Below are 12,102 nucleotides of genomic sequence, written 5' to 3'. Positions count from 1 at the left end.
GTCCGGTTCCGTCGCGCATGATCGCATTCAAAGTGATGGCGCGCCGTCTTGCCAGTGCCAGCCGGGCTGTTCATGTTATGGATCGCGCAGCGATTGACCTGACCCGGTCGTTGAGACCGAAGGGTGCGGCGTAAGCCTTCGATGTTGTCCGGTAGATTTGGGGTGCTTCGTTCAACTCGCTAGACTTGCGAGAGGATGAGTGATCGTGGGACCGATGCTAGAAGCGCAGTCGGCGCTGTTCCATGCGTTCTCGCTGGACGGGTACATCCCTCAGGATCGCCTTCGGTGCGCGCGACTGCTCTGTTCGGCTCAGACTGGAGCTTGAGGGACGTCTGCGGGGCATCCGGAAGACAGTCGGCATTTACCCGGCGGCGATCGGCAACGCTTGGCGACGTCATGACGTGCCTCTTCGTTTGATGCCGATCCCGGGCACCAGGCTGGGTGTTGGCTGGAGTTTTCCGGCGCTCATCATGAACACAGGACACTTTTCCCAAAGCGGTGCGCATTGATGACATCTGGTTCCGGACTGACGTTGAACGGGATGCCGATACCAAAGAGCAGATTTGCCGAGGGGCATGGCGCTCAAGCAGTTTCGCGGGAACTGTGCCGATCCCACGCGCGGACCGACCGGCCAGGGCGTCTCCAAATATCACGGGCGCAAACCCACTTGCCGGGCATACCTTTCAAAGCAGACATGGTACGCGACGGTCGAACACCCGCAAGAAGCTTGGGAATGCTCGCACTGCAGCCCTTACCATCCAACAAACGGACCAGTGCACAGCATCGTCGAAGCTGCGAAGGAAAGTCGAGATGCTCCCCGGCGCTATCGCCAAAAACCGCCGCAAACTGGCGAAGATCTCTCATGCGGAACAGCAATTGAGAAAGCCCAACGCGATCTTTCGCTTTCTTGCGCAGGGATGGCGGTAGTCGACAAAAACCCCGACGTCGGCTGGTACGAAGGACCTTGGTTGTTCCAGCATGGCCTGTGACCCAAGCTGCCGGGGTATTCACTCACGGCCGCGCGCCAGTCGCTCCAGTGCATCCATCGCGTCCTGTTCGCGACCTTCCGGAACGAATAAGTGGTCATGGAAGTATCCGGACACAGGGTTGACGCCCATATCATGCTTGGCAAGTTCGGTGGCTATCAGTGCCATGAAGCCGATGGCTTCCAGTGATGAATGAATATTTAGCGTGATCATCCTGCAAGGAAACTCGAACGGGAGTGAATGCGCCACTGCCTCTGATTTCAGCAAAATGAGGGTGGTTCCCTCCGCTTCCTGGAACAGCATGCGCGGTGCAGCGTTGGGGACGGGCTGACCCGGTGGAATCGTCGCAAAGACGAACACGCCGTCGTGCAGTTCTGCTGACATGGATTTGATCAATGCGTTCAGGTTCGTCTCTCCGGACATAACGGCTCCAATTGTCTTGTCTGCGTCCTAATGAGCAGTTTTACTTGCTTTCGCCAAGTCCGTGAGTGTGCAGCATCGCTTCGTCCTATGGCGTTTGCTTCGGTTGTCCAGCGAGCGGTGCGGCCCGAATAACAAGTGCCTGCCGACTACCCCGCAGGTCCATTGCTTGCCCCATCAGGCGTGGCGGTCTCGGCGTATCGAACTGTTGGCTAATAGCGGGCAGCTTGGGTTGATCGTTCAAAAAGTCCGAAAGTCGTTTGATCCCCGGCTGCAGATGCGGCGCTGACCGCGCGTGGATGATGTTCCTCGATGTCGAAGTCGTGCCACGGGGATCGCTGGCGCGCGCGCCGCGTTTTCCGGGTTCGTGGACCTGCGACCCGAGTTCAAACGCGATGTGCTCAGCGACGTCATCATTGACGACATCGCCTTGATGCGCGCAAATTGGGGCGTCGTGACACCGGACGAGGCCATCATGATGAAAGGCGGATTTGCGGACATCGGCGAGACGCTGGAGACTGGTCTCGATCGCTGTCTGGCTGATCGGCCGAATGGTCCGACGACCCGCGCGTAACCCATCGACCCAACGGAGCCTCCCATGACAGCCCAGCAGTTTCACGAAGGCGAATTGCGTTTGCAAGAGCGGACCGGGGAACGCGAAAAAATCGAAGCGATGACCCGGCACCTGCTGCGTGATGTCATGCCGGATCAGCACCGGGCGTTCTTCGAGGGGCTCGAATACATCTTTCTGGGTACGGTGGATGCAAAGGAGTTGCCCCATGCGTCGATAGTGACCGGTCCGGTGGGGTTTGCATCCTCGCCCGATCCTAAAACGCTGGTGATCCAAACGGGTGACCGCGCCGGAAAACCCGCATTCGATACCCTGGATATAGGTCAGGCCGTTGGTGTCGTGGGGCTTGATCTGTCCAATCGGCGCCGGAACCGAATGCATGGCAAAATCACCGCCATGGATGACGTCTCGGTCACCATCGCGGTGGTGCAAAGCTACGGCAATTGCCCGAAATACATCGGCCTTCGTGAGATTTCAGCGCGGGCGCGCCCCGTTGCCGGGGGCGAGGCCGAAGTGCGAGATGCGCTCAATGCGGAGGATACGGCGCTGATCAAAGCGGCTGATGCCTTTTTCATCGCGTCCTATGTGCAGGATGGATCGGGCGCGCCATACGAAGGCGTTGACGTCAATCACCGCGGCGGGCAGCCGGGCTTCGTCTCGGTAGACAGCCCGTCGCAGATCACCATACCCGATTACCGGGGCAACAACCTGTTCAACACCTTCGGCAACCTGCTTTTGAACCCTGATGCCGGTTTGCTTTTTGTCGACTTTGAAACCGGTGATCAGCTGCATCTGCAAGGCAGAGCGTCACTTATCGAGGACGCCGTGCAGATCGGCCAAACGCCCGGTGCTCTGCGCCTTTTGCGCATCCGGATCAACAGTGTCCGCCGCACTGCCAAGGCCACACCCCTGAGGTGGACGTTCGTGGAGCATTCCCCTCTGAACCCGGATCTCACGTCAGAAACGGGATGATCTTTTGGCATCTGACCGTCCAGCCTATGGCGCAAATTCGGGCGCGGGTGTTGGCCGGAATTGAGGCGCTTGTGGATCCCGAATGTGACGTCCATGTCTTCGCCGGATCCAAGGTGCGGCCCGGCGGTGAAGCGCCGTGGCAGCCTAATGGGTCGCCTCACCCAACTCAGGGCGTATCTTCGGCAGTGTTTCTCAGAGCCAGTCACCGAACGAGGTGTTGACCCCTGAAGTTCCCCATGCGCTTGATGATGCCGATCCTGCCTGGATCATGGGAACGCCTGATAAGAACGTGGTATCTGCAGCGGAATTCAGAGTAAGCCTGCCACAGTTGGAGCGCCCTCGCGCCGCCCGATTGAGTGGCGGCGTTCGCGCCGCTGCTGATCGGGTCCAGCCGGGCTCTATGACCGGTATCCGCCGCCGAGAGGCGCTTCAGCATCAGACCAACAGCCCTCTCGAAATAAGTGTGGGATCGCGTGACACATCTCAACATCCAAGGATAAAAACATGAAACTCTACGATCACCCCGCCTCGGGTCATGCACATCGCGCGCGCGCCATGCTGTCGCTTCTTGGGTTGGAGTGTGAATTCGTCATCGTCGATCTTCAGGCCGGTGCTCACAAGACGCCCGAGTACCTGAACCTCAACCCGCTTGGGCAGGTACCAACACTGGTGGACGGCGATGTGGTTCTGCGGGATTCAACTGCCATCCTGACCTATCTTGCTTTGCGATACGATCCGGCACGTACCTGGCTTCCCGATGATCCCGGGCTTGCGGGGCATGTCCAGGAATGGCTGACCACCAGCGTGAAAGAAGTGTTCGAGGGGCCGTGCGGCGCGCGTATCTCGAAGTTCTTCGGCGCCCCTGTCGACTTTGATCAGGCGGTGGATAAGACCCACATCCTGATGAAAACGCTGTTTGAGCCGCATCTGGCGGAAAACGACTGGCTCGTTGGAACGGCGCCGACCATTGCTGACGTTGCCAACTATGGCTACATCGCGGCGACTGGTGAGACCGGTATCTCGCTCGCCGACTACCCGAATGTGCGTGCCTGGCTCGCGCGGATTGAGGCGTTGGCTGGCTTTCCAAAAATCAAATCCGTGACCGAGGTCATGGGCAGCGCAGCGTGATCATTTTGGTCGCATGTCGTACAAAGTCTGACGAAAGACCGTGAAGCTCAATAAGCCAACCCAAGGCACCGTAGAGGCTCCGAGCGGACATGACGGTGGGACCATTCTCTTTGCCGCGACTGGGGCGCTGGCGCGCTCCGACTTCGTCGAAGCGACTGCGACGAGCGATGGTGCTGACCGGTTCAGGGAAGCCCTTCAGAACAGCGCCAAGCGGACTGGCCTTTCTGGCTAAATGGTCAGTGCAAAACAGGTGTGGTATGGCAAACGCAATGACCGCACTGAGATCATCTCCGGGAGGATGAGGAATTGGCGGTGGCTCGCACCGGGTTAGGACGGACGTCGCGGGGTTTTGCTCTCCGCGATCACGGTCGCAGCCACCGGCATCTGCTGGCAATGGCCTTAAATTGAAGTGCCGCTTTTGTAATGGAGCGGTTGAAGAGGTTTAAAGGTCGGTTGGCTCGACTGCCACGCGCGAAGGCTTGATCGTGCGCTTGCGAGCGGTGGCTCGCAGCCTGAGCCGCAGTTGTGAAAATTGCGGGAGATCGCGGCATGGTCATTCAGCTGGTGATCTCTGCGCGCCCGGAATGATAGTGCGACATTGCGCAGAGATTGGATGTGATTGGCCCGGCTGTGCGTCCGGCAATGACAGCCTTCGGAGGGTTGTCTGAACCATATGGCTGCAGCGCAACCAATCCTCAAAAAGGCCATGAGCGTCTCTGGTTTGCTTGTGACGACAAGGCTCATCGCCGCATTCGATCGGTTGCCAGGGCGAGACTTACGCGGCTTCCTTAGCCCGACGCCAGATGGGGAAAGGGTCCGGGTAGTCTGGCAGCGTTTCGGGCCCGCTGGCGGCAACGGCGGGCACGAGACAGCCGTCCAAACGTGCCCTGAGCGTCGGCCAGTCGATGCCCGCACCGATAAAGACGATCTCCTGACGGCGGTCGCCCCAGGGCTCCTGCCAGTGCGCTTTCATATAGGCCTGGGCGGCTTCATGGGTGGGTTGGCGGTCTTTGGGCACGGACGCCCACCATGTTCCCAAGGGCGTCACGCTCGACAGTGATCCCGCCAGCGAGAACTCCGCAACCCAGTCGGGTCGTGTTGAGATCCAGAAATGGCCCTTTGCCCGGATGACGCCCGGCAGATCGCCGTTCAGAACCTGCAAGATACGCTCCGGCACAAAGGGAAGCCGCGCCCGGTAGACATAGGACGCCACGCCGTACTCTTCGGTTTCGGGCACATGATCGGCAAAACCATAGAGCTCCTTGGCCCACATGGGATGTTCATGGGCCTGCTGAAAGTCGAAAAGACCGGTGTCGAGGATCTTGTCGGCGGCGACGGCCGCGTGATTTGTCTCCACGATTTCGGTGTCCGCATTGAGGCTTCGGATGATCTTGCGCGCGGCATCGACCTTTTGCGCTCCCGCGTCATCCACCTTGTTCAGGATCACCACATCGGCAAATTCGATCTGGTCGGTCAAGAGGTGAACCAGGGTCCGGTCATCCTCCTCTCCCATCGTTTCGCCGCGATCGCGCAAGAAGTCGTGCGAGGAAAAGTCGTTGAGCAGGTTTGCCGCATCCACAACCGTCACCATGGTATCGAGCCGCGCAACATCCGAGAGGCTGTTGCCGTCTTCGTCCCGAAAATCGAAGGTGGCTGCGACGGGCAGTGGCTCCGAGATGCCGGTGGATTCGATCAGCAGATAGTCGAACCGCCCCTCGGCGGCGAGCTTTCGGACCTCGGTCAGCAGATCGTCGCGCAGCGTGCAGCAGATGCACCCGTTCGACATCTCGACCAGCGTCTCATCCGTTCGGCTCAGTTCCGTCTCTGCCCGCACCAGGTCCGCGTCGATGTTGACCTCGGACATGTCATTGACGATCACGGCGACCCGTCGGCCTTCCCGATTGTTGAGAATGCGGTTCAGCAGCGTCGTTTTTCCGGCACCCAGAAAGCCGGAGAGCACGGTAACGGGAAGGCGGGTATCTGACATGATCAGCTCCAATCGTTGCACATCTTTTACGTAACTAAATGTGTTGCGAGAAATATGCAACAGCACGAGTTACGTTTGATCGTTGCCTTTGGAAACCCTGGTCGTTCCACGCCGGGTCCGCCTGCTGCGCGTGGTGTCGAACGATTGGCCGGGCGTGGATTGGGCTCAGGGCGCTTCGCGTGATGCGACGCCCGTGCGCATGTTCTTGGGGTGCAAAGAGAGGCATTCGTGCAAGGCCAGAAGGCAACAGGATCGTGTTGGCGCGCGGGCCAAAGGAAGCGGATCGGTCCCGCACGGCCGATGAGGGTATTTGCCTCCCGGAGAGCGGCCTCCGGAGGGTGGTGTCGATCCCGAAACGGGGACGGATCTCACAGTTGTCGTCCTAGCAGGGTGATCAAAGACGAAAGGGGCGCAACCGTTCTTGTGGACGCGGTTGTTGCGGGCGGGTCAAGGCAGTGGCTGCCCGTTGGCCAGGCTACCCTGCGGCGCGGCGGTCGGGGCCGAAGGTGTTGGTGACCGTCGCGCGAAAACTGCCGCCGTTGCAGGCCTCAATGCGCCCCTGCTGGACAAGATCCGCAAAGGCGTCGCATGCCTCGGCGCTGTCCACATCCCGTGCAGCACTTGCGCAGCGCAGCACGTCCTCGCGCGAGAAGGGGCTGCGGCCCTCGACAAACGACAGATACGCCGCTGCCGCTTCGAGCACGTCGGGGACCCGTGTTGCGCCCAGCCGGGCGGCGTAGGCGACGAACCCGTGCGGCGCAGCAGCGGCCTCTTCGGTCAAATCAACACGTTGTTCGGCGACCAGGCGCAAAACCGGCAAGGCGCGCGCGGGTGTTTCCTTCTCGCCACCGGAGGTGATCAGCCGGTCGAGGTCCATGCGGTAGCTCTCCACGTGCGCGGCACTTTCATCGGTCCTGTCGAGCGTGTCGTCGGCCCCCCGCGCGGCAACTGCGGCCCGCAGATGGGCGTAGTCGCTGCGGCGGCTGCTGCCCGCAGGCTCGGACATTGCTTCGGCGGCTCTGTCCATCAGGCGATCCACGTCATTGCCCGGGTCGGAGGCGTCGTCGGCGGCGCGACGCAGCGCATCAAGGTCGTCGTGATCCACGGTCAGGACGCGTGCACGCAGCGGCTCTTCCGGCACGGGGGCCTGTCCGGACGCCGTGGCAGGGTCCGGATGATCCCCGCGCAATGCTTTCAGGCGGGCCGCGGCGCTGAGGGCGACGGCAGATGTCGTGGTCGAGGTCAGTTCCGCGTCCCCGGCAGGGGGTGCTGGCGTCCCGCTCGCAAAAAAAGCAGCGACGCGTTCTGTTGCGGCCTCATCGGGCAGGGCCGCAGCCGGGACCGTGTCTGTCGGCACAGTGGCAGCCGTCATAGGTGCGTCTTCCTCCGGCAGCCAGACACCGTCCTGCGCGTCTGCTGCGTCCCGACGGTGGCCCGACAGTGCCATGCGCACCAGCGTTTCGGGATCGTGCTGAATGGGCGTGGTGCCAAAACCACTGTCCTGAGCCGCGATCTCCCGAAAGAAGGACACGATGGTTTTCATCGTCTCCACGGGGTCGTCGTAGCCTTCGAGCGTGCACGAAAAGGTCCCGTAGGAGACCGTCAGCCGCTTTTCATCACTGGTCATCGGACATCCATCCTCTGCGTGATCTGAACACTTCGTTTGTCACTTCCATGCCGGGAGGCTACTCGGTAATCCTGGCGCAAAGCGGGGTATCTTCGTGGCAAAAAGGTGTTCTCGATCCAGAAAGGGCGTTAAGCTTCGATGAAGACTAGCATTTTATCCCGCACGCATCCAGTGACGCTGATCGGCGGCGGCCAGGTGTTGCCCGATGACATCGCCGAGGCCAGGGCGCTGGCACCGACCTGCGTGGCAGCGGATGGCGGGGCGGATCGGGCGCTGGCGGCAGGCATCACGCCCGAAGCGGTGATCGGCGATATGGATTCGCTGTCCGCCGAGACACGCGCGGTCTTGCCCGAGGGCGCGCTCCACCATATCGCGGAGCAGGACAGCACCGATTTCGACAAGGCGCTGCGCAGTATCGACGCGCCCGCAATCCTTGCCGTGGGCTTTGCGGGGCGGCGTGTCGATCATACCTTGGCGGCGTTTCATACACTGGTGATGCGGCCGGAGACGGCCTGCGTGATGCTGTGCGAACGGGATGTGGTCTTCCTCTGTCCGCCGCGGTTGTCGCTGGCGATGGCGCCGGGCACGCGGGTGTCGCTCTTTCCCATGGCCGCGGTGACGGGGCGCTCCCGAGGGCTGGAATGGCCCATTGACGGATTGGCATTTGCCCCCGACGGAACATCGGGGACGTCCAACCGGGCGACCGGGGATCTTTATCTGGAGATGGACGCGCCGGGGATGCTGTGCATCTTGCCGCGGCGGTTCCTGCCTGCGGTCACGGTTCAACTGGCCGGGATGGCTCCGACCGCGGGGCAGCGGACGTCAGAGGTTGCGTCGTTGTCGTCGCGCGAACCATCAGCGCCTTTGCGGTGGCCCGCTCGCGCAGCACCACGTAGAGACCGGCCGCCATCGTGATGGCGATGCCCACGGCTGCGAGCGGGTTGGGCAGATCGCTGAAGACCAGAAAGCCGATGACCGTGGCAAAGGGGATCTCCAGATATTGCATCGGGGCCAGCGTGGCTGAGGGCGCATAGCGCAGCGACCATGTCATCAGCAGATGCGCGCCGGTGCCCAAAAGGCCGATCCCCAGAAGCAGCGTCCAGTCATGCTGGGTGCCACGGACCCATTGGAGATCCCAGATGGTGCTGTCGCGAAAACAAAAAAGCGCGGGCACCATGATGATCACGGCCATGACACCGCTGACCGCCTGCAGACCGATGGGGTCGGTTTCGCGGGCAATCTGGCGGGTGACCAGCATGAAAAAGGCAAAGTTCACGGCTACGGCCAGCGGCAGCAGCGCGGGCCAGCCCACGGCCTGAAAGCTTGGCTGGACGATCAGCAGGGTGCCGATGAAACCCACCAGACAGGCGATGAGGCGTCGCGGTCCGACTTCCTCGTTCAGCGCGTATTTCCCCAGCAATAGCATGATGAACGGCATCACAAAGGCGATGGCGATGGCATCGGCGAGCGGCAGGTATTTCAGCGCCGTGACCATAGTGCCGATGCCCGCGATATGCAGGATGGTCCGTACCAGGGTTAGCATCAGGACCCGACCCCGCATCCGCCACATACGCCCCGTCATCCAGACCAGGGGGATCAGCACGAGAGCCTGAACCGCAAAACGCACGACGACCAGCTGGCCGACTGGGACGGTCTGCCCGAGGATCTTTGCAATGGCATCCCCGACGGGGGCGAGCATGCAAAAACCCAGCATGAGCATAATGCCTAGAAGAGGGCGGTCGCCAGCCATAGCGGAGACCCTAAAAGCCCGATATTGTCATTGCAAGAAAGCCCTTTCTGCCCTCACGCCGGTGGCACAGCTTTGCTGAAAAAAGTCTATTTTCATGGTTTACGCTCTGCCGCACTCCCGCCATAGTAGAGTATTGTTCCATGAACACCATCCATTTCGGGTCGTGCTGTCAGCCGCGCCCGTGCGGCGGTCGGCAGATGTTCCTCAGCGCGCTGGTCCAAGGCGGAGCAGTTTGACCGCTGTGCCCCATGCGGCGCAGGGAAATCCAGCGGTCTCGCAGGGGCGTTTGTCTCGCGGCTGTGGCTGAGCGCTCAGCAGTTGGGCACGTTGACGGCGAGACCGCCGAGCGAGGTCTCCTTGTATTTCTCGGACATATCCACGCCGGTCTGGCGCATCGTCTCGATACAGGCATCGAGCGGCACCAGATGCGTGCCATCGCCGCGCAGGGCGAGGCTGGCGGCGGAGACGGCCTTGATCGCGCCCAGACCGTTGCGTTCGATGCACGGCACCTGCACCAGCCCTTTGACCGGATCGCACGTCATGCCCAGATGATGCTCAAGCGCGATCTCCGCGGCGTTCTCGATCTGCTGCGGGGTGCCGCCCAACACCGCACAAAGCCCCGCGGCGGCCATCGCTGCGGCGGAGCCGACCTCCGCCTGGCAGCCTGCTTCCGCGCCCGAGATGGAGGCGTTGTATTTGACCAGACCGCCGATGGCGGCGGCCGTCAGGAGAAAGTCTTCCACATGGCTTTCTGAGGCGCCGGGCACGTGATCGAGGTAGTAGCGCAGGGTCGCAGGCAGCACGCCCGCCGCACCGTTGGTGGGGGCGGTGACCACCTGACCACCTGCGGCATTCTCTTCGTTGACGGCCATGGCATAGACGCTCATCCAGTCGTTGATCGTATGCGGCGGCGTCTGGTTGAGCCCGCGTTCTCCCATCAGCTTGTCGTGGATGCCCTTGGCGCGGCGCTTGACCTGCAGGCCGCCGGGCAGGATGCCTTCTGCGGACAGCCCGCGGTCGATGCAATCGTTCATCACCTGCCAGAGCCGTCTGGTCCCGCTGCGCAGGTTGTCCTCGCCACCGCGCGCGGCCTCATTGGCCCGTTTCATGGCGGCAATGGAGCGGTTCGAGGCCTCCGCCATTTCCAGCATCTGGGCCGCGGTCTTGAACGGAAAGGGCACGGGCGCGCCCTCGTCGGTGTCCTTGCCTGCCGCCAGCTCGGTCTCCGTCATCACGAAACCGCCGCCGATTGAATAGTAGACCTCGCGCAGGGTCACGTCGCCCTGCGCATCCGTGGCCATCAGGGTCATGCCGTTGGCGTGGCCGGTCAGGGTGGTGTCGAAATCAAAGATCAGATCCCGCTCGGTGTGAAAGGCGAGCGGCGGCAGCCCGTCGGGGGTGATCTGATGCTGGCTCTTGATCTCGGCCAGCGTGGCCTCGGCGCGGTCGCGGTCGTAGGTCTCGGGTACAAAGCCCGCCAGCCCGAGGATCGTGGCGCGGTCCGTGGCATGACCGACGCCGGTAAAGGCGAGGCTGCCGTGCAGGCTGGCGCGCACCCCGTGGAACCCGAAGGGCGAGGCGCGCATGAGGTCCAGAAACCGCGCCGCCGCCACCATGGGCCCCATGGTATGAGAGGAGGACGGGCCAACGCCCACTTTGAACATATCGAAAACCGATAAGAACATCCCAGCGTTCCTTTTGCCGCCCTGCCTGTCCCGTGTAGGCAGCCGGTGGGACGAGGTCAAACGCCGATGATCCTGCTTTGTCGCAATCGGACAAATGAGCGCTCGCACCCCGGGCGCGCTTCTCTTATAACGCGAGCACGCCGTGAGGAGGAGCCCTGCCATGCCGCCTGATCTGTCGCCCATCGACCACGCGAAATACGTTTGCGCCCGGCGCGCCGCCGATATGGTGGAGACGGGCATGCGTGTCGGTCTCGGGACGGGATCGACTGCGGTTTTTCTGGTCAAGCGTCTGGGAGAGCGGGTGCGCGAGGAAGGGCTGCGGATCCGGGCTGTGCCGACCTCCACCCGGACGGCGGAGCTGGCGCGCGAGGAGGGGATCGAGGTCGTCTCGCTCGATGCCGCCAAATGGCTGGATCTGACCATCGACGGTGCGGATGAGTTCGACCCGCAACTGGCGCTGATCAAGGGTGGTGGTGGCGCGCTGCTGCAGGAAAAGATTGTGGCAACGGCGTCGGATCGCATGGTGGTGATCGCCGATCGCGGCAAGGTAGTGGACACGCTGGGGGCCTTTCCGCTGCCCATCGAAGTGATCCCCTTTGGTTGGCAGACGACCCGCACGCTGGTGGAGGAGATGCTGATGTCCATGGATGTACAGGGCCGGTCGGGCAAGCTGCGCACCGCGGGCGAGGCACCTTTCCGCACCGATGAGAGCAACTACATTCTGGATTTCGAGCTGGGGCGCATCGGGGCCCCGGCGCATCTGGCGCTGGCGCTCAACCAGATCCCCGGCGTGGTGGAGAATGGGCTTTTCGTGGACATCTGCGATGAGGTGATCATCGGGTACGGCGATGGCCGGACGGAGGTCCGCGCGCGTGCCGCGGCAGAGGGCGGAGAGACGGGCAGCCTCTTTGCGGATTTGCCTGACTAAAACGTGCATCCGATTGCAGCGGGGCAGGGTGGTAATGCCCCACCGTCC

The 12,102-nt window shown here is 62.1% G+C and carries 10 protein-coding genes and 1 pseudogene; 6 read left to right on the top strand and 5 right to left on the bottom strand.

Annotation, left to right across the window (positions count from 1 at the left end; all coding sequences use genetic code 11):
• The first annotated feature begins 575 nt into the window (after positions 1–575).
• Positions 576–989, top strand: a complete 414-nt coding sequence (locus tag Q1A53_RS03215) for a hypothetical protein (RefSeq protein WP_299962849.1) — start codon at positions 576–578, stop codon at positions 987–989.
• An 18-nt stretch (positions 990–1,007) separates the two neighbouring features.
• On the opposite strand, the gene Q1A53_RS03210 is transcribed toward Q1A53_RS03215, so the two are convergent.
• A complete protein-coding gene (locus tag Q1A53_RS03210) occupies positions 1,008–1,409 on the bottom strand; it encodes an ACT domain-containing protein (protein ID WP_299962847.1) in 402 nt (133 codons plus the stop codon).
• Between the two features lie 292 nt (positions 1,410–1,701).
• Here Q1A53_RS03210 and Q1A53_RS03205 point away from each other — a divergent pair, with 292 nt between their 5' ends.
• From Q1A53_RS03205 to Q1A53_RS03195, 3 genes are all read left to right on the top strand, one after another.
• Positions 1,702–1,980 (top strand): hypothetical protein, encoded by a 279-nt coding sequence (locus tag Q1A53_RS03205; protein ID WP_299962846.1) that lies wholly within the window; start codon positions 1,702–1,704, stop codon positions 1,978–1,980.
• A gap of 24 nt (positions 1,981–2,004) precedes the next feature.
• Positions 2,005–2,949 (top strand): pyridoxamine 5'-phosphate oxidase family protein, encoded by a 945-nt coding sequence (locus Q1A53_RS03200; RefSeq protein ID WP_299962844.1) that lies wholly within the window; start codon positions 2,005–2,007, stop codon positions 2,947–2,949.
• A 504-nt stretch (positions 2,950–3,453) separates the two neighbouring features.
• Positions 3,454–4,077 (top strand): glutathione S-transferase family protein, encoded by a 624-nt coding sequence (locus Q1A53_RS03195; RefSeq protein ID WP_299962842.1) that lies wholly within the window; start codon positions 3,454–3,456, stop codon positions 4,075–4,077.
• A 775-nt stretch (positions 4,078–4,852) separates the two neighbouring features.
• On the opposite strand, the gene Q1A53_RS03190 is transcribed toward Q1A53_RS03195, so the two are convergent.
• Together Q1A53_RS03190 and Q1A53_RS03185 are read right to left on the bottom strand one after the other, a co-directional pair.
• Positions 4,853–6,064, bottom strand: coding sequence for a GTP-binding protein (locus Q1A53_RS03190; RefSeq protein WP_299962840.1), 1,212 nt, complete (start codon positions 6,062–6,064; stop codon positions 4,853–4,855).
• A gap of 475 nt (positions 6,065–6,539) precedes the next feature.
• The gene (locus Q1A53_RS03185) at positions 6,540–7,691 is read right to left on the bottom strand and encodes a hypothetical protein (protein WP_299962838.1); all 1,152 of its coding nucleotides are present in this window, start codon (positions 7,689–7,691) and stop codon (positions 6,540–6,542) included.
• Between the two features lie 138 nt (positions 7,692–7,829).
• On the opposite strand from Q1A53_RS03185, the pseudogene Q1A53_RS03180 reads away from it, so the two are divergent.
• Positions 7,830–8,342 (top strand): annotated as a pseudogene (locus Q1A53_RS03180) (thiamine diphosphokinase); the annotation flags it as partial.
• Positions 8,343–8,466: 124 nt separating this feature from the next.
• On the opposite strand, the gene Q1A53_RS03175 reads toward Q1A53_RS03180, so the two are convergent.
• Together Q1A53_RS03175 and Q1A53_RS03170 are read right to left on the bottom strand one after the other, a co-directional pair.
• Positions 8,467–9,441 carry a DMT family transporter gene (locus tag Q1A53_RS03175; protein ID WP_299962836.1) on the bottom strand — a complete coding sequence of 325 codons (975 nt, stop codon included), beginning with the start codon at positions 9,439–9,441 and terminating at the stop codon, positions 8,467–8,469.
• Positions 9,442–9,752: 311 nt separating this feature from the next.
• Complete coding sequence (locus Q1A53_RS03170) at positions 9,753–11,126, bottom strand: L-serine ammonia-lyase (RefSeq protein WP_299962834.1); 1,374 nt, start codon at positions 11,124–11,126, stop codon at positions 9,753–9,755.
• Between the two features lie 160 nt (positions 11,127–11,286).
• Here Q1A53_RS03170 and rpiA point away from each other — a divergent pair, with 160 nt between their 5' ends.
• Positions 11,287–12,054 (top strand): ribose-5-phosphate isomerase RpiA, encoded by a 768-nt coding sequence (rpiA, locus tag Q1A53_RS03165; protein WP_299962832.1) that lies wholly within the window; start codon positions 11,287–11,289, stop codon positions 12,052–12,054.
• The last annotated feature ends 48 nt before the right edge of the window (positions 12,055–12,102 follow it).

Origin of the sequence: uncultured Roseobacter sp. (genome assembly GCF_947496515.1) — a bacterium.
Taxonomy (GTDB): Bacteria; Pseudomonadota; Alphaproteobacteria; order Rhodobacterales; family Rhodobacteraceae; genus Roseobacter.
Note: the sequence above shows the minus strand (reverse complement) of the source record. Positions and strands in the feature narration are given on the sequence as shown.